Source organism: Roseomonas sp. TF40 (assembly GCF_057219975.1).
On sequence record NZ_JBXVVR010000003.1, the window covers coordinates 378,249 to 394,813 of the forward strand.

15 protein-coding genes are annotated in these 16,565 nt (G+C 68.6%); 6 read left to right on the plus strand and 9 right to left on the minus strand.

The genetic code is table 11. The features are described from left to right. Nucleotides 1–278: 278 nt before the first annotated feature. Nucleotides 279–1,460 (minus strand): amidohydrolase, encoded by a 1,182-nt coding sequence (locus tag AC2D9U_RS11705; protein WP_484749103.1) that lies wholly within the window; start codon nt 1,458–1,460, stop codon nt 279–281. Further along, a complete protein-coding gene (locus AC2D9U_RS11710; RefSeq protein WP_484749104.1) occupies nt 1,457–3,073 on the minus strand; it encodes an amidohydrolase in 1,617 nt (538 codons plus the stop codon). Before AC2D9U_RS11710 ends, AC2D9U_RS11705 begins: the two co-directional genes overlap by 4 nt. Nucleotides 3,074–3,557: 484 nt before the next feature. Between AC2D9U_RS11710 and AC2D9U_RS11715 the strand changes: the two genes are divergently transcribed. Further along, nucleotides 3,558–3,911: a DUF6968 family protein gene (locus tag AC2D9U_RS11715; protein WP_484749106.1), complete on the plus strand. Its 354-nt coding sequence runs from the start codon at nt 3,558–3,560 to the stop codon at nt 3,909–3,911. Between the two features lie 22 nt (nt 3,912–3,933). Here the strand turns inward: AC2D9U_RS11715 and AC2D9U_RS11720 are convergent, their stop codons facing one another. Next, nucleotides 3,934–5,271, minus strand: a complete 1,338-nt coding sequence (locus AC2D9U_RS11720; RefSeq protein ID WP_484749108.1) for an NAD(P)/FAD-dependent oxidoreductase — start codon at nt 5,269–5,271, stop codon at nt 3,934–3,936. Nucleotides 5,272–5,357: 86 nt separating this feature from the next. Here AC2D9U_RS11720 and AC2D9U_RS11725 point away from each other — a divergent pair, with 86 nt between their 5' ends. The 5 genes from AC2D9U_RS11725 to AC2D9U_RS11745 are packed head-to-tail and all read left to right on the plus strand — an operon-like array spanning nt 5,358 to nt 10,244. Continuing rightward, nucleotides 5,358–6,476, plus strand: coding sequence for an extracellular solute-binding protein (locus tag AC2D9U_RS11725; RefSeq protein WP_484749110.1), 1,119 nt, complete (start codon nt 5,358–5,360; stop codon nt 6,474–6,476). A gap of 15 nt (nt 6,477–6,491) precedes the next feature. Continuing rightward, nucleotides 6,492–7,592, plus strand: a complete 1,101-nt coding sequence (locus AC2D9U_RS11730; protein ID WP_484749113.1) for an ABC transporter ATP-binding protein — start codon at nt 6,492–6,494, stop codon at nt 7,590–7,592. Beyond that, nucleotides 7,589–8,431 carry an ABC transporter permease gene (locus AC2D9U_RS11735; RefSeq protein ID WP_484749116.1) on the plus strand — a complete coding sequence of 281 codons (843 nt, stop codon included), beginning with the start codon at nt 7,589–7,591 and terminating at the stop codon, nt 8,429–8,431. Before AC2D9U_RS11730 ends, AC2D9U_RS11735 begins: the two co-directional genes overlap by 4 nt. Further along, nucleotides 8,431–9,219, plus strand: a complete 789-nt coding sequence (locus AC2D9U_RS11740; protein ID WP_484749118.1) for an ABC transporter permease — start codon at nt 8,431–8,433, stop codon at nt 9,217–9,219. The genes AC2D9U_RS11735 and AC2D9U_RS11740 overlap by 1 nt, the downstream gene beginning before the upstream one ends. A 14-nt stretch (nt 9,220–9,233) precedes the next feature. Continuing rightward, nucleotides 9,234–10,244: a dimethylarginine dimethylaminohydrolase family protein gene (locus tag AC2D9U_RS11745; RefSeq protein ID WP_484749121.1), complete on the plus strand. Its 1,011-nt coding sequence runs from the start codon at nt 9,234–9,236 to the stop codon at nt 10,242–10,244. Nucleotides 10,245–10,429: 185 nt separating this feature from the next. Here AC2D9U_RS11745 and AC2D9U_RS11750 read toward each other — a convergent pair whose 3' ends face one another. The 6 genes from AC2D9U_RS11750 to AC2D9U_RS11775 form a co-directional block, all read right to left on the minus strand. After that, nucleotides 10,430–11,563: a Coenzyme F420 hydrogenase/dehydrogenase, beta subunit C-terminal domain gene (locus AC2D9U_RS11750; protein WP_484749125.1), complete on the minus strand. Its 1,134-nt coding sequence runs from the start codon at nt 11,561–11,563 to the stop codon at nt 10,430–10,432. 151 nt (nt 11,564–11,714) lie between these two features. Further along, the gene (locus tag AC2D9U_RS11755; protein WP_484749127.1) at nt 11,715–12,776 is read right to left on the minus strand and encodes an alkene reductase; all 1,062 of its coding nucleotides are present in this window, start codon (nt 12,774–12,776) and stop codon (nt 11,715–11,717) included. A gap of 345 nt (nt 12,777–13,121) precedes the next feature. Next, complete coding sequence (locus tag AC2D9U_RS11760; RefSeq protein WP_484749128.1) at nt 13,122–13,640, minus strand: MaoC family dehydratase; 519 nt, start codon at nt 13,638–13,640, stop codon at nt 13,122–13,124. A gap of 53 nt (nt 13,641–13,693) precedes the next feature. Then, on the minus strand, nt 13,694–14,626 hold the full coding sequence (locus AC2D9U_RS11765) for a hypothetical protein (RefSeq protein WP_484749130.1): 933 nt from the start codon (nt 14,624–14,626) through the stop codon (nt 13,694–13,696). After that, nucleotides 14,626–15,921, minus strand: coding sequence for a TRAP transporter large permease (locus AC2D9U_RS11770; protein ID WP_484749131.1), 1,296 nt, complete (start codon nt 15,919–15,921; stop codon nt 14,626–14,628). The genes AC2D9U_RS11765 and AC2D9U_RS11770 overlap by 1 nt, the downstream gene beginning before the upstream one ends. After that, complete coding sequence (locus AC2D9U_RS11775) at nt 15,921–16,487, minus strand: TRAP transporter small permease subunit (RefSeq protein ID WP_484749133.1); 567 nt, start codon at nt 16,485–16,487, stop codon at nt 15,921–15,923. The genes AC2D9U_RS11770 and AC2D9U_RS11775 overlap by 1 nt, the downstream gene beginning before the upstream one ends. Nucleotides 16,488–16,565 lie beyond the last annotated feature (78 nt).

Here is a 16,565-nt window from a genome sequence, read left to right on the forward strand (position 1 = left end):
GCCATTCGCCGGCCGTCCCGGCGTGCAGCCCCGCGACGGCGGCGACAGCGCCAGCCGCCTTCCCTGCCGAACCTTTGGGTGTCGGCTTCGCAACCATCACCAGCCACCTCAGCCCCGGAGGAACAACCTCCATGGCAACGACATCCAGAGCGCGATCGATCCTGATGGATCCATCGCGTGTTCCAGAACATATTGAATCTACAATAGAAAATCGACAAACGCTGGTCGCGGCGCTGCCGCGGCGTGGTTGTCGATAGTGCTTAGGGGCGGCGCACGCCTCATGCCAGCACGCCCTGGCGGGCGGTGATGCGCCCTGCCTTCACCACCAGCGCGCGCGGCGGGGCGGTGGCCACGGCTTCCGCCACGCCCTCGGCCGCGACCAGCACGAGATCGGCCGGCGCGCCCTCCGCGATTCCCTGCGCCGCGCGTCCCAGCACGCGCGCGGGGGCCAGGGTGACGAGATCGAGCGCGAGCTGCAGCTCAGCATCGGTCACGAGCCCGGCGCGATAGCCGACGATGCCGGCGCGGCGCAGCATGTCGCCATCGCCATAGGGCGACCAGGCGTCGCGGATGTTGTCGGAGCCGCAGAACACCTGCACGCCTTCCGCCAGCAGGCGCTGGACCGGCGGCATGGCGGCGGTGCCGGGGCCGTTGGTCATGATCGCGACCCCGCCTTCGGCCAGCGCGGCGGCGGTGCGCGCGAGCGTCGCCTCCGGCACCTCGCCCAGCGCATAGGCATGGCTGACGGCCACGCGCCCCTGCAACCCCGCCGCCTTGCTCCGCGCGGCGATACGGCGCAGTTCCCAGGCACCCAGCTCGCCCGGATCGTGCAGATGGATGTCGATCGGCACGCCGTGGCGTTCCGCGATGCCGAAGACGATGCCGAGCTGGCCTTCGACGTCGTCGTCGATGCAGGCGGGGTCGAGCCCGCCCACCACATCGGCGCCGGCGCGCACCGCCTCCTCGAGCAGCGCCGCGCCGCCGGGCAGGATCACCACGCCCGATTGCGGGAAGGCGACGATCTGCATGTCGAGCAGATGCGCCACCTCATGGCGCAGCGCGAGCAGTGCCTCCAGCCCTGCAAGGCCGACATCGGCATCGATGTCGACATGGGTGCGGATCGCCGTCGTGCCCTGTGCGGCGACGCGCTCCACCAGGCGGCGGGCGCGCACGGCCATGGGTTCGCCGATCGCGCGGCGTTGCGCGCGTTCCGCGGCGATGCGTCCGGCGATGCTCGCATCCGGGCGATGCGCAATCCAGGGCAGGCCGAGGAAGGTCTTGTCGAGATGGATATGCCCATCGACCAGCCCCGGCAGGGCGAGCAGCCCGCCGCAGGATTCCACCACCGGCCCGGTGAGCGTGCCCGCCGCGCCGATGCGCGCGATGCGGCCATTGGTGATGCCGACATCCCTTGCCGCGCCCGCGATCCGCAGATCGGCCAGGACGAGGTCGAAGCTCATGCGCGGTGGCGCTCCACGCCGCCGACCACGGTGGCGCGCAGCTTCGTCTCGGCGATGCCGGCGGGGTCGATGGTGAGGATATCCCTGTCCAGCACCGCCAGGTCGCACAGCTTGCCGATCTCGAGCGAACCCTTCTCCTGCTCCTCGCGCTGCGCCCAGGCGCCGAGCGTGGTGTAGGCGTGCAGCGCCTCCAGGGCCGAGATCGCCTCCCGCGCATCGAGATCCGCACCGGTCGTGGTGCGGCGCGTGACCATGGCGGCGAGCGCCGTCCAGGGCGAGACGCGGCAGACGGCGAAATCGGAATGGCCGGGCGCGGGCACGCCGGCATCGATCAGGCTGCGATGCGGCCACATCCAGCGCATCGCCTCCTGCCCGCGATTGGCGGCATAGGCCTCGCCGAGTTCGTCCATGAAGCCGGTGGCGGAGGAATCGACGAAGCCGCCGCGCTTGAGGCGCGCCAGGATCGGCGGCGTGACGTAGCAGCAATGCTCGACGCGCATGCGGTGATCGGCCACGGGATGCGCGGCCAGGGCGGCCTCCATCACGTCGAGCGCGAAATCGATCCCGCGATCGCCCACGCCCTCGATCATCACCTGCAGGCCGGCCTGGTGCGCGGCGGTGGCGCGCCGCGTCAGATCCTCCTTCTCGTAGAGCAGCATGCCGGTGTTGGGCACGGGCTCGCCGGGCACGGGGGTGCCGAGATAGGGGTCCCAATAGGCGGCAGTGCGGCCAGAAGTGGAGCAGTCGGGGCACCATTCCACGCCGATCAGGCGCAGCCATTCATCGCCGAAGCCGGATTGGATGCCCGCGCCGATGAGGTGCGGGATGAGCGGTTCGTCGCGCCCGCTCGCGATAATGCCCATGCGCATCCGCCACCGTCCCTCGCGCTTCATGCGCTGATAGGCGCGGATGGCCTTCGAGGGGGTGAGCGAATTCGCCACCGAGGTGATGCCCTGCGCGAGGCACTGGTCCTGCACCAGTTCCATGCCCTCGGCGATGTCGGCCTCGCTGTCCTGGCCGTGCACGGCGTTGAGGAAGACATGCGCCGCCGTCTCCCGCACCAGGCCGGTGAAGGCGCCGTCGTCGAGCCGGTCGAAGCGCCCGAAGGCGGGGTCCGGCGTATCGGCGGTGATGCCGCAGGCGGCGAAGGCCGCGCTGTTCGCGAGGCCGAGATGCCCATCGGTGCGCAGGATGAAGATCGGCCGGCCGAGGCTGGCCGCGTCGAGTTCCGCGAGCGTGGGATAGCCGCCCGATTGCCGTTCATTCAGCCGGTAGAAGGCGCCCCAACGTCCCGGCGGCAGGGCCGCGCAGCGCGTGCGGATGGTGGCGAGCAATTCGTCGCGCGTTCGCACATGGTCAGGCGAGACCAGCGTCCAGGCGCGCAGGCGGATGGCGTAGGCATCCGGATGGGCGTGGCTGTCCACGATGCCGGGAATGACGCGCTGGCCCTCCGCATTCAGCACGCGCGTGGTGGGACCGATATGGTCGCGGATCGCGGCATCATCGCCGAGGGCGACGATGCGGCCATGCAGCGCGGCGAGGGCGCTGCATTGGGTGTTCGCCGCATCCATCGTCGCGACGCGGCCGTTCAACAGGACGAAATCGGCGTTCATGCGATTCCTTGCGACATCAAGACGGCGATGAACCGGGGGGAATTCCATTGACTTTCAGCGGCAATAGGAATAAAAGCGGCTTAATCAGACAAAGGCAGATATCCCAATGTCCCAGGCTCTCCTCAATCACCAATCCCCGACAGGAAGCGTGGTCAGGGTGCGAAGTTACACGCGTCTGGTCAATGGACACCCCTGTCCAGGTTGCTGCCCATTCGAGAAGTGACCCGCCCGGCGGTGACGAAGCGCCAACATCATCTCCAGCGCTCGGCGGCGGGTTTGATGCCCCTCCGCCCTCACAGGCGCCGGCTCAGTCGTACGCGGTATGGTCAGAGCGCCGACGCGCGGCCTGCGAACGACAGCTTTATATTGACGAAATGCGCTGTAGGACGCTTGGCTTGAAGGCATGTTGGCAAAGCGCCATGACGCGCCTCGAACAATGCATGCGTGGCGTTCCCGTCGTACCGCTGTTCACAGGACGCTAGCCATGAGCCAGAGTGATGCTGATGATGTCATCGTTTCGCGCACGCTGGATGTCGACGGCGAACCACGCTTCAGGCTCCGGGTTTTTCGCCCCGTCCCCGAAGATGATGGAAGCTATTGGCGGTGCCGGTATGAAGTGGACGGACCACTGACGCGGCATGTGGGAAGCCTTTGTGGTGGTGACAGCATGCAGGCGCTGTTGAACGTCATCTACATTCTGGGCACTGAAGCCGATGTGTCCGAGGAAAACCTGACGAAGCGGCTTTCATGGGATGGGCAGTCTGAACATTTTGGCTTCCCTTCGATTAATGCCGACCCCGTTGTCGCGCGCCTGCCGAAGCACACGGCGCCAGAATGAGGCGCTGCGCTGACGCAAGGTGTCACGCCGCCCTCCGATCAAACGCATCGCGCAGCTTGTACCAACCGCCCACGATCGGCAGGAACCATGGGTTGCCCAAGTAGAAGGGCCGCGTCGGGAAATCGAGCCCGTCCAGCGCAAATTTCTCATTCGCCGCGCCCGCCAGTTTCAGCGCGACATTGTGGCCAAGCCAGGTGGCCATCGCCACGCCGCTGCCCTGGCAGCCGGCCGCGAAATGCACGCCATCCTGCACGCCGATATGCGGCAGATAGTCGAAGGTGAAGGCGACATTGCCCGTCCAGGCATGGGTGATGCGCGTCTTCGCCAATTCGGGGAACACCGCCGACATCATCGCATGCAGCGCCGGCGCGCTCTGCTCGGCGGTCGCGCTGCGGAAGCTCGCGCGCCCGCCCCAGAGCACGCGCTTGCCATCCGGGGAGGGGCGGAAATAGTTCAGCACGAGCTTGCTGTCGCTGATCATGCGCCGGCCCGGGAACAGCCGGTCCATCGTCTCGGGCGGCAATTCCTCGGTGGCGATGATGTAGGAGTTGAGCGGCACCAGTCGCCGCGCCAGCCAGGGCATCGCCGTTCCGCGCTTGTCGAGCGAATAGCCATTGGTCGCGACCAGCACGGCATCGGCGCGCAACTCGCCCTTGTCCGTGGCAAGCCGCACGCCGCTGCCCTCATGCTTGATGCCCTGCACGCGCACGCCATCGACCAGGATCGCCCCCGCGCGCGAAGCCGCCGCCGCCAGGCCGCGCGCATACTTGCCCGGATGCAGGCTGCCCGTGGCCGCCGCCGCCATGCCGCCCTCGTAATGATCCGAGCCGAGGAACTCGCGCTGGCGCGACTTCGGGATCATCTCCGTCGGCAGGCCGGTGAGCTCGGCGATCCACTCCGCCTTCTTCGCCATCGCCGCATGGTGGCCGCGCGACCAGGCGCCCACATAGCGCCCGCAGCGGACATAGTCGCACGCGATGCCCTCGCGCGCGATGGTCTCCTCGATGAAGGGGAAGGAGGCCGCGGCGGCCTGGGTGATGTGGCGCGCCTTCTCCTCGCCATAGCGCTGCGCGAGTCCGGCCGAGGCCACCTTCAGCCCGCCCGAGACCATGCCGCCATTACGCGAGGACGCCCCCCAGCCGATGCGCTCGGCATCCAGCACCGCCACCTCATGGCCGAGCCGGCGCAGCGTGAGCGCGGCGGAGAGGCCGGCATAGCCGCCGCCCACCACGGCCACCGCCACGCGGTCGGGCAGGGGGGTGTCCCGGCCCTCGGGTTCGGCTGCTTCCCACCACCAGGGACGGGCCTTGAAGCCCGGCGCGAAGAGTTCCTGCATTTCCTGCATTGCCGTCGCCGGCATCCCGCTGTTCACTTGCCGGCGTAGGTTCCTGCCGGACGCGGATCCGATCAAGGGACCAGGGCAACCAGGTCGGGAGATATCGGGCGATGCGCGAGATTCAGAGCTTCCAGCAGGATTGCGTCGAGCTGGCCTTCGAGAAGTACCGGGCGGGCGGCGTCAGCCGTCGCACCCTGCTCGCCGGCCTGGCCGCGCTGGGCGCCTCGCCGCTGCTGGGTGGTGAGGCCGCGGCGCAGACGGTGCGGCAGCTTGTGATGGTCAATTGGGGCGGCATCGCCAACCAGGGCTTCGGCCAGTTCTATGGCGACCCCTTCACCGCTGCCAATCCGGGCGTGCGCGTGGTGCAGGACAGCACCGGGCCTTCCGCGGGGCGCATCCGCTCCATGGTCGAGAGCGGGCGCGTGACCTGGGACATCTGCGACAGTTCCGCCACCTCCGCCTTCCTGCTCGGCGGGCTGAACCTGCTGAACGCCATCGACTACAGCGTGGTGAAGCGCGACGACGTGATCGGGCCGACCTTCGCGCTGGAACATGGCGCGGCGCCCTATTCCTTCAGCAACGTGCTGGTCTACGACAGCAGCAAATTCCCGCAGGGCGGGCCGACCAGCTGGGCGGATTTCTGGGACCTCCGCCGCTTCCCCGGCACGCGCCTGCTGCGCCGCGACGCCGCCGGCGCGCTGGATGCGGCGCAGATGTCGCTCGGCAAGTCGCCCGCCAATCTCTACCCGCTCGACATCCGCGCGAGCCTCGCGCGGGTGCGCGAGATCCGGCGCAACACGGTGTTCTGGAGCAGCGGATCGGAATCGGAACAATTCATCCGCACCGGTGAGGCGGTGATGGGCCAGATCTGGCACACCCGCGCGAAGGTGCTGGAGGCCGAGAGCAATGGCCGCTTCAAGTTCATCTGGAACCAGGGGATCCTGCAGCCGGGCATCTTCGTCAGCCCGCGCGGCAATCCCGGCGGGGCGCTGGTGCAGCAACTGCTCGCCTCCATGCTCTCCAACGCGGCGGGGCAGGTGGAGCTGCTGAAGTTCCTCGGCAATGGCCCGACCAACCCGCGCGCCGCGGCGCTGGTGCCGGCCGAGTTCAAGCGCTTCAACCCGACCGAGCCCGCCAATGCCGCGGTGCAGGTGGCGCAGGATGGGCGCTGGTGGGGCCAGAACTACGCGCAGGCGAATGCCGACTACATCGACATGGTCACGGGCTGAGGTTACGTATCGCGCATGTCGATCACGGGACACGCGCTTGCCTTCCGGGGCCTGACGAAACGCTATGGCAGTTTCACCGCGGTGGAGGATGTCTCCCTCGCGGTGGAACAGGGTGAGTTCCTGACGCTGCTCGGCCCCTCGGGCAGCGGCAAGACGACGATCCTGATGTGCGTGGCGGGCTTCGTCGCGCCGAGCGAGGGCGCGATCCTGCTCGATGGGCGCGACATCACCGCCCTGCCGCCCGAGAAGCGCGATTTCGGCATGGTCTTCCAGGGCTATGCGCTGTTCCCGCATATGAGCGTGGCGGAGAACGTGGCCTTTCCGCTCCGCGTGCGCCGCATGGGCCAGGCGGAGCGCGAGGCGAAGGTCCGCGCCGCGCTCGATCTGGTGCAGCTTTCGCAATTCGGCGATCGCCTGCCGCGCCAGCTTTCCGGCGGGCAGCAGCAACGCGTGGCGCTCGCCCGCGCGCTGGTGTTCGACCCGGCGCTGCTGCTGCTGGATGAGCCGCTTTCGGCCCTCGACAAGAAGCTGCGCGCCGAATTGCAGGAGGAGCTGCGCGCGCTGCATCGGCGCGTCGGGCGTACCTTCGTCAACGTCACGCATGACCAGGAGGAGGCGCTGGCGCTCTCCGACCGCGTGGCGATTCTCAACCATGGCAGGCTGGTGCAGCAGGGCGCGCCGGCCGAACTCTATGAGCGGCCGCGCACGCGCTTCGTGGCCGACTTCCTCGGCAAGTCCAACTTCCTGCGCGGCACGGTGCGCGAGATGGCGCCGGGGCGCATCGGCATCGCCGCCGGCGGCACGCGGCTGATGCAGATGGTTCCCGATTCAGCGCCACGCCCGGCGCTCGGCACGCCCGCGCTGCTCTCGCTGCGCCCTGAGAAGATCGCGCTGCTGGCCGAGGGCGAGAGCGCGGAGAATGAGGCGGTGGGCCGCATCGCCACCTGGTCCTATCTCGGCGCCGGCTTCTCGCTGGTGGTGGAGACGCCGGATCTCGGCGCGATCCGCATCGTGCTGCCGACCTGGCGTGCGCCGATCGCGCCGGTCGAGGGGCTGACGGTGCGTCTCGGCTGGGCGGCCGATGCCTCCGTGCCGGTGATGGACGACGCGGCGTGAACGCGCTGCGGCGGGATGGCGGCTGGTATGCGCTGATCCTGCCTGCCTTCCTGCTGATGAGCGTCTTCTACATCGCGCCGATCCTGCAGGTTCTTGCCATCTCCTTCACCGAGCCGCAGCCGGGCCTGGGCAATTACGAACGGCTCTTCACCTCGGAGAGCATCCAGCGCGTGATCCTGACCACGCTGCGCATCTGCGTCATCACCACCGCGCTCGCGCTGCTGCTGGGCTATGCGCTGTCCTATCGCATCGCGCTGTCGAGCCCGCGCGCACAGCGGTGGTGGATCCTGGTCGTGCTGGTGCCGCTGTGGATCAGCGTGCTGGTGCGCGCCTTCGCCTGGGTCACGCTGCTGCGCCGGCAGGGGCTGGTGAACAACACGCTGATCGAGGCCGGACTGATCAGCGAACCGCTCGCGCTGGTCTGGAACGAGTTCGGCATCATCGTCGGCATGGTGCACTACATGGTGCCCTATGCCGTGCTGCCTATGCTGGCCAGCATGCGCGAGATCGACCCGCGGCTGCTCGCCGCGGCGCGCGGGCTGGGGGCTGCGCGCGGTGCTGTGTTCTTCCGCATCTTCCTGCCGCTCTCGCTGCCGGGGCTGATCGCTGCGGGCGTGCTGGTCTTCATCTTCTCGCTCGGCTTCTACATCACGCCCGCCATCCTCGGCGGCGGCAAGACGCTGATGGTGGCGGAGTGGATCGGGCTGCAGATCCTCGACCTCATCCGCTGGGGGCTGGGCACGATGATGGCGACGATGCTGGTGGTCGCCATCCTCGCCACGCTCGCGATCTTCTCGCGCATCGTCGATCTGCGGCGCATCTTCGGATCGGGCGCCTGATGGAGGGCACGCACAAGCCCGGCCCCTTCGCCAATGGCCTTGCCTGGGCGGTGGCGCTGTATCTCGTGCTGCCGATCAGCATCATCCTGCCCGTCTCGCTCACGGACCAGCGCTTCCTCTCCCTGCCCAAGGACGGGCTGAGCCTGCGCCACTACGCGAATCTCATCGCCTCGCCCGAATGGCTGGCCTCGATCGGGCAGAGCCTCGCCATCGCAGTGGCGGCGACGCTGATCTCGGTGGTCGCCGGCACGCTCTGTGCCATCGGCTGCTGGCGCATCGGCCGGCGCAGCACGGATATCCTGCGTGCGCTGATGCTGCTGCCGATCATCATTCCCTCCATCGTCTACGCCATCGGGCTCTATCGCTACTTCGCGAAGCTCGACCTGCTGGATCGCTTCCTGGGCGTTGCCATCGCGCATGGCGTCACCGGCATTCCCTATGTGGTGATCACGGTCGCCACCGCGCTCGCGGCCTTCGATCCGCGGCTCGAGCAGGCGGCGCGCGGCATGGGGGCGAGCCTCGGCCAGACCTTGCGCTGGGTGATCCTGCCGCGCATCGCGCCGGGCATCGTCTCCGGCGCGATCTTCGCCTTCATCCACAGCTGGGATGAGTTGGTGATCGTGCTCTTCATCGCCTCGCGCGACGTCTTCACCCTGCCGCGCCGGATCTGGGACGGCATCAACGAGAACCTCGACCCCACCATGGCCGCCGTGGCCGTGCTGATGGTGGTCTTCACCATCCTGCTGCTCGTCGCCGACCTCGCTTTGCGCGGCCGACGCGACCGTTGAACGGAGACAGGCCGATGTCCTTCGCCATGAGCGAGTTCGACCACCGCTACAACATGCTCATCGAACGCTTCGCGAGCGAGCCCGCGCCCGGCTTCGAATCCGATTCCGAGCAGCGCTTCGTCTGGGGCCGCGCCTGGGGCTGCAACTCCGATGTCGGGCGGCTGCGCGCCGTGCTGATGCACCGTCCCGGCGAGGAGATGCGCGTGGTGGACACGCTGCCGCACATCCCTGAACTCAATGCCTTCGGTGATCCCGCCACGGGCGCCTATTGGCGCGGCAATGTCCGCCCGACCCTCGCCGAGCAGCAGGCGCAGCATGATGCCCTGGCCGCCGCGCTGCGTGAGGAAGGGGTGGAGGTCATCTACCTGAAGCGCGCCGCCGCGGGCCGGCACAAATCCATCTACACGCGCGATTCCTGCATTGCGATCCAGGGCGGGGCCATCGTCACCCGCATGGGCCCGCGCATCCGCCGCGGCGAGGAAGCGCCGGTCACCGAGACCCTTGGCGCGCTCGGCATGCCGATCCTGCGCACCATCCACGGCACCGGCCTGCTCGAGGGCGGCAGCTTCGCCTATATCCGACCCGACGTGGCGGTGGTGGGCGTCTCCTCGCGGGTGAATGAGGAAGGCGCGCGCCAGTTGGAAGAGGTGCTCGCCGTGCAGGGCACGCGCCTGATCCGCGTGCAGATCCCGGGATTCCGGCTGCATATCGACGGCGCTTTCGTGATGATCCACCACGACGTCGCCATCGTGAATCCCTCGACCCTTCCCTTCGTCTTCATGGAGGAACTCAAGCGCCTCGGCATCCGCCTCATCACGCTGAACCACGAGGATCCTTCCTGGGCCGTGAACTGCCTGGCCGTCGCGCCGGGCCGCGTGCTGATGAGCGACCAGGTCAGCCCACGCACACAGGATGCACTCGACAAAGCGGGCATCACGATCCGGCTGGTCGCCTACGACAAGGTCGGCCTCGGCGGCGGCGGCATCCACTGCTCGACGAGCCCATTGGTGCGCGACGCGGTGTGAGCGGGGTGGCGCTGCGAGGGGCGCTGCCCCTCGCGCACCCCGCAAAGGGTCGGTGGACCCTTTGAACCCATTCGTTCATGTCAGAAGAGGGAGGGGCCGAAGCGCCCCTCCCTCTTCTGACATAAAGGGAGTCCAGAGGGCCCACTGGCCCTCTGGTGGGGGTGCGGGGGCAACGCCCCCGCAAGTCACCGTCGCTCGCCCTCGCGTGGCGCCAGCCCGTAGCGCGCGACGAGGTGCCAGATATGCGCGGGGATCATCGATTTCATGCGGCGCGGTTGTTGTCGGCGAAGGTGCAGCACCGTCTCCACGGCCTTCATCTCCACGCGGGCGCGCGCGAATTCGAGACCGCGGGGACCGATGCGCGGCATCAGCCAGCCGACGATCGGGCGCAGCCAGTTCGGCATGCGGCGCAGCGGCAGCCCGCCCGCGGCGCGTTCGGTGTTCGCCAGGAAGCCCTTCACCGCGCCGTCACGCTTGCCGGCGCTGCCCGGTTCGCTCAGTTGCACCTCGGCGCCGAGCAGGGAGAGCAGTTCCTCGCCGCGCTCATTGCGCACCAGCAGCCATTGCGCGCCCTGGCCGCCCATGTAGCCGACGGTGATGTCGGCCAGCACGTTGGTATAGTCCACGCAGCTGCGGCAGGTGAGGGGGAAGAAGTCGGGCGGCAGCTGGCTGATCGGCAGCTGCAGGAAGGGAATCTCGCGCCGGCGGCCATCGGCGAAGCGCAGCTCGACATGGAAGTCGGCGCGGAATTCGAGATAGGTGATGCTGTCGGGATCCTCGTCGAGCAGGGCGAGGAAGTGATGGAAGTTCTCGGTGGTCGTGTTGTCCGAGCACGGCGTGCCGATGACGTAGAGCCGCTCGAGCCCGAGTTCCTTCTCCAGCGCGCGCAGCGCATAAACCTGGCAGGGGATGCCGATGATGGCGAGGCGCGTGAAGCCCTGCGCGCGCGCCGGCTCAAGAAGGGCGAGCAGCGGCGCGTAGCCCATGCGCATGCCGCGGCATTCCGCCATGCCCTCGGGCTTGGTGACGAGCACGGGCACGGGCCGCCAGCGATCCTCGGGGTGCGGCGCCATGGTGAGCACCGCCTGCACCGCGCCGGTTGCGAGCAGTTTCTCGCCAAGGCGTGTGGCGATGCCGGTCCATTGCGCGCCTTCAAGCGGTGGCGTCAGCGCGGCGCGCAGCATCCGGCGGAAGGGGCCGAAATGCAGCTCATCCGGCCGCGCCGGATCGCGCGCGCGGCCATGCACCTGTGTCTCGAGCGCGGGGTAGTCCGGCTTGATGAACTGGCAGGCCTGGCCGCAGGCCTTCGCGTTCGCCATGCGCGAGACGCCGCAATCGGTGCAGAGACCGCGCGGCGCGGCCTCTGCCAGGGGCGGTGCCCAGACGGCTGCATTCCGGTCGTCCAAGCGCACGCGCCGCTCCCCCTGCCTTGGCGTCCAGCCTAGGGGAGCGGCGTGCACGCCGCCAGACTCAAGCGGCGAGCGTGGGGTAGTCCGTGTAGCCGGCCGCGCCGCCGCCGTAGAACTTGCCGACATCCGGTGCGTTCAGAGTGGCATTGGCACGCAGCCGCGCGGGCAGGTCCGGGTTCGCGAGGAAGGGCACGCCGAAGGCGATGGCCTCGGCGCGGCCCGCGCCGATATCGGCCTCGGCCTTCGCGCGGTCATAGCCCGCGGCGAGGATCACCTTGCCGCCATAGTGCTTCTGCGCCAGGGCCGCGATGTCGAGGTCCTTCGGCGTGCCCATGATGTGCAGCCAGGCCAGGCCCTTCGGCGCCAGCGCCTTGAACAGATGCGTGTAGGTGCCTTCGACATCGTCATCCTGGATGTCGTTGAAGGTGCCGCCGGGGCTGACGCGGATGCCCACGCGGTCGGCGCCGATCGCAGCCACCGCCGCATCCACGGCGGCCAGCGCGAAGCGCGCGCGGTTCGGGATCGACCCCCCCCAGGCATCGCTGCGCTGGTTGGCGTTGGTGGCCAGGAACTGGCTCGGCAGGTAGCCATTGGCGGCATGAATCTCGATGCCGTCGAGGCCCGCGGCGATGGCGTTCTTCGCCGCGCTGCCATAGCTGGCGATGGCGCGCGCGATCTCGGCCTCGGTCATGGCGCGGGGCACGGGCAGCGGCTTGGGGCCGGCATGCGTGTACATCTCGCCCTGGGCGGCGATGGCGGAAGGCGCGATGGGCGTCTCGCCCTCCAGCAGGTCCGGATGCGAGATGCGCCCGACATGCATGAGCTGAGCGGCGATCTTGCCGCCCTTGGCGTGCACGGCGGCCGCCACGGCGCGCCAGCCTTCGACCTGCGCGGAGTTGTAGAGGCCGGGGATGTCGATATAGCCATGGCCCATGCGCTCGGGCGCCGTGCCTTCGGTGATGATCAGGCCCGCCGAGGCGCGCTGGGCGTAGTATTCGGCGTTCAGCGCGTTGGGCACGAGGCCGGGCGAGCGGTTGCGCGTCATCGGCGCCATGACGATGCGGTTGGCAAGCGTGATGCGGCCAAGCTGGGTCGGGGCGAAGAGCGGGCTGTCCTGCGACATCTGAGCTATCCTTGTGCGGGGCGGCGGAACGCCGTTGCCCCCGAAGGTGGGGATGGCGCGGCCGCCGCACCATCACGGCGCGTGGATGGTGACCATCAGCGTCGATGATGATGCCGGTGCCGCCGCCCAGGGCACTATCCGTCCTGTCAGAGGGATGTCCTGCCCCATAGGATGCGGATTCCATGGAAAGAATTCCGATCGGATGTTCCCATCGGATCGGGAAATGCTCTGGTGTCCTGCTCCTGAGATTCGCCTGTGAAATCCCGCAAGGAGCAGGCCACTACCCTATCGAAACCGGTGTGATTCAGATTGCGGAATTCACAGGCGAATTTCGCGATCATCAGACTAGTAGCCGGCCTTCTGCTCCACATCGAAGCCGCGCTTGGCGATCAGCATGGTGCGGTCGAACTCGCAGACCATCTTCCCATCCTGGTTGTAGCCGCGCGTGCGCACGCCGACGATCCCGGCATTGGGGCGGGATTTCGATTCGCGCTTGTCCAGCACTTCGCTTTCGCCGCGCAGCGTGTCGCCGGCGAAGAGCGGGAAGGTGAGCTTGATCTCCTTCCAGCCGAGATTGGCGATCGCCTTCTGCGAGACGTCGGACACGCTCATGCCCACCAGCAGCGCCACGGTGAAGGGTGAGCAGATGATGCAGCGGCCGAACTCGCTGTGCTTTGCGTATTCGGCGTCGAAATGCATCGGGTGCTGGTTCATCGTCAGCAGCGTGAACCAGGTGTTCTCGGTCTCGGTGATCGTGCGGTTCGGGCGATGCTCATAGATGTCGCCCACGGTGAAGTCCTCGAAATACCGGCCGAAGCTCTCGCGGTAGCGCTGCGGGCCGATCGCCGCATGGGTCTGGACCATCTGGCCTTCCTTTCCTTGTCCGGACAATCCTCTATCGCGCGGCGCCTGCCCGCTCAACCATGCGCCGGGCGCAGGCGCCGGTAGGCGGGCGCGGTCAGGATCGGCGTCACGAAAAGCGTGAGCTGCGCGGCCGCGATCAGCAGGCCGAGATCGCTCTCGCCCGGCGGGCCGATCGCTGCCAGCAGCAGCACGTTGTTGCGTGTGCCGGAGACGAGCCCCGCCGAAAGCGCGGTGCGGCCCGGTGCGGGTCGGAACACGAGGTAGCCCAGCACCTGAAGCATGAGGTTGAGCACCAGGGCGAAGGCCAGCATGCCGAGGAAGTCCAGCGGGCGCGCCCGCAGCGCGAGACCCACGCCATCCATGCAGGGAATGGCGGAGGCCGAGACGAAGAGCACCAGCAGCGCGTCGATCTCCGGTGCCGCCCGGCGCAGCCTTGCGCGCCCGGCCAGGCGGGCGACCAGCGCCGCCCCGGCGAAGCTCGCGCCGACAAGCAGCCCCAGGCGCTGCGCCATGGCCCAGGGCTCCACCTGCGCGCCGACGCCGAGCATCGCCGCCACGCTCGGCAGCCAGACGGGTGCGAGCGCGTTGGAAGGCAGCGCCACCACGGTCAGCAGTGCCGCATCCGCGCCCAGCAGCAGCGCGAAGGCCGCCGCCGACATCAGCGCCGGCGTCGCGCCGATGAGCACCGCCGCATCGAGCCAGGCGGAGCCCGCCGGCAGGATCGGCGACAGCACAAGCCAGATGAGCAGCGGCACGCCCAGCGTCACCCAGGCCAGGATGAGCAGCGCGTGCAGCGGCTGGCGCAACACCGCGCCGAAGGCGGCGGGCTCCACGCGCAGCAGCGCGAGCAGCATGGTCAGGATCGACAGCAGCAGCAGCCAGGGCCGCGTCATTGCGGCAAGCTCCGGCAGCAGGATGCCGATGCCCGCGCCCAGCGCGATCAGCAGCAGGCCGTGCCGGCGGATCGCCGCGCCGAGCGCCCGCATCATCCGCGCATGGAGCGCGGCAGGGCGGTGACGATCTCGGGGAACACCGTGACCAGCGCCGTGAAGACCATCATCAGCACGCAGAAAGGCCAAGCGTAGCCGGCAATCTTGAAGATTCCCTCCTTCGTCAGCCCCTGGATGACGAAGAGGTTGAAGCCGACCGGCGGCGTGATCTGCGCCATCTCGATGGTGATGATGAGGAAGACGCCGAACCAGATAGGGTCGAAGCCCGCGGCGACCACCAGCGGCAGCGTCACCGGCAGCGTCATCACGATGGCGGACAGCCCATCCAGCACGCAACCGAGCGCGAGATAGAACAGCAGCAGCACGAAGATCAGCATCCAGGGATGCAGGCCCCAGGATTCGATGGCGCCCGCGATCTCCGCCGGCAGGCCGAGCCGCGCCATGGCCTTGGAGAGGAACAGCGCGCCCACCAGGATCAGCCCGATCATCGAGCAGGTGCGGACCGTGCCCAGCAGCGCCTGCCACATCCCCGCCAGCGTCAGGGTCCGCTGCCCGATGGCGACCATCAGCGCGCCGAGCACGCCAATCGCCGCCGCCTCGGTGATGCTCGCGAAGCCGAAATACAGGCTGCCCATGACGAAGAGAATCAGGAAGACGATCGGCGCCAATTGCCCCAGGGCGCGGATCGCCTCGGCGCGCGGAATGGCGGGTTCCTGCGGCGGCACCAGCGAGGGGTCGCGCCAGGCACGCCAGGCGATGTAGCCCATGAACAGCGCAGCGAGACCGAGCCCCGGCACGATGCCCGCCATGAACAGTTCAAGAATCGATACGTCGGCGACCACGCCATAGACGATCATCGGAATCGAAGGCGGGATCAGGAAGCCGAGCGTGCCCGCCCCGGCCAGCGACCCCACCGCAAGGCGTCGGTCATAGCCGCGCCCGAGCAATTCCTGCAGCGTGATGCGCCCCACCGTTGCGGTGGTTGCCGCGCTGCTGCCCGAGACGGCGGCGAAGAGCGTGCACCCCATCACGTTCACATGCACCAGCCGCCCCGGCAGCCGGCGCGTCCAGGGCGAGAGGCCGCGGAAGAGATTTTCACTCAGCCGCGTGTGGAACAGGATCTCGCCCATCAGGATGAAGAGCGGCAGGGTGATGAGCTCCACCGCCGTGACGCTCGACCAGATGTCGCCGGCGAGGAAGCGATCCACGCGCATGTCGCGGAAGACCTCGAGCGCCACGATGCCGATCGACATCAGCCCGATGCCCACCCAGACGCCACCCGCAAGGGTGACGAAGAGCATGCCGAGGACGAGGGTGACGGGGCCGGTCATCACTCATGCCCTCCGCCACTGATGCCGCCCGGCACGGCTTCCACCTGCTCGCGCAGGAACAGGCGCACCAGCCGGGCAACGAAGGCCAGCAGCAGCAGGGTGACGCCCAGCGTCAGCAGGCCCTGCGGAATCCAGAGCGGCGTCCCCATCGGGTAGAAGGAGGTCGAGCCGAAATCATAGGTGCGGAACCATTGCTGCCAGAGCGCATGGGTCGCGTAGCCGAGCACGCCGATGGCGAAGGCGCAGCCGATCATGTCGAGCACGCGCGCCGCCGGCGCGGGCAGCCCCTGCAGCAGGATCGCCACGCGGATATGCCCGCCCTGGCGCAGCGTCCAGCCCGCGCCGCAGAACAGCACGATGCCCTGCAGGTAGATCGCATACTCCACGGCCCAGGGCTGCGACCAGGCGAAGAAGGAGGTGACGATGACCTCGACGATCAGGATCACCGCCAGCAGCCCTGCGGCGATTGCCGCGACCCAGGCGCCGAGCGCGCAGGCCGCATCGATGCCGCGCAGCGCAGCCGCCAAGGCGGCCGGGGCCGGCGGGCGTTCGACCATGCCGTTCATCTCGGATCCTTCACCATGGTGTGGGGACTTGCGCTCGCAGCCCAGGCGGCGCGAGCCTTGCCCGGCGGCGACATCGCC

What these genes read in the sequence shown, in the direction of transcription:
- AC2D9U_RS11770 (WP_484749131.1), bottom strand. Translation starts at nt 15,921, where the DNA reads ATGACCGGCCCCGTCACCCTCGTCCTCGGCATGCTCTTCGTCACCCTT.
- AC2D9U_RS11775 (WP_484749133.1), bottom strand. Translation starts at nt 16,487, where the DNA reads ATGAACGGCATGGTCGAACGCCCGCCGGCCCCGGCCGCCTTGGCGGCT.
- AC2D9U_RS11740 (WP_484749118.1), top strand. Translation starts at nt 8,431, where the DNA reads ATGGAGGGCACGCACAAGCCCGGCCCCTTCGCCAATGGCCTTGCCTGG.
- AC2D9U_RS11725 (WP_484749110.1), top strand. Translation starts at nt 5,358, where the DNA reads ATGCGCGAGATTCAGAGCTTCCAGCAGGATTGCGTCGAGCTGGCCTTC.
- AC2D9U_RS11760 (WP_484749128.1), bottom strand. Translation starts at nt 13,640, where the DNA reads ATGGTCCAGACCCATGCGGCGATCGGCCCGCAGCGCTACCGCGAGAGC.
- AC2D9U_RS11705 (WP_484749103.1), bottom strand. Translation starts at nt 1,460, where the DNA reads ATGAGCTTCGACCTCGTCCTGGCCGATCTGCGGATCGCGGGCGCGGCA.
- AC2D9U_RS11755 (WP_484749127.1), bottom strand. Translation starts at nt 12,776, where the DNA reads ATGTCGCAGGACAGCCCGCTCTTCGCCCCGACCCAGCTTGGCCGCATC.
- AC2D9U_RS11750 (WP_484749125.1), bottom strand. Translation starts at nt 11,563, where the DNA reads ATGGCGAACGCGAAGGCCTGCGGCCAGGCCTGCCAGTTCATCAAGCCG.
- AC2D9U_RS11765 (WP_484749130.1), bottom strand. Translation starts at nt 14,626, where the DNA reads ATGCGGGCGCTCGGCGCGGCGATCCGCCGGCACGGCCTGCTGCTGATC.
- AC2D9U_RS11720 (WP_484749108.1), bottom strand. Translation starts at nt 5,271, where the DNA reads ATGCCGGCGACGGCAATGCAGGAAATGCAGGAACTCTTCGCGCCGGGC.
- AC2D9U_RS11730 (WP_484749113.1), top strand. Translation starts at nt 6,492, where the DNA reads ATGTCGATCACGGGACACGCGCTTGCCTTCCGGGGCCTGACGAAACGC.
- AC2D9U_RS11710 (WP_484749104.1), bottom strand. Translation starts at nt 3,073, where the DNA reads ATGAACGCCGATTTCGTCCTGTTGAACGGCCGCGTCGCGACGATGGAT.
- AC2D9U_RS11745 (WP_484749121.1), top strand. Translation starts at nt 9,234, where the DNA reads ATGTCCTTCGCCATGAGCGAGTTCGACCACCGCTACAACATGCTCATC.
- AC2D9U_RS11715 (WP_484749106.1), top strand. Translation starts at nt 3,558, where the DNA reads ATGAGCCAGAGTGATGCTGATGATGTCATCGTTTCGCGCACGCTGGAT.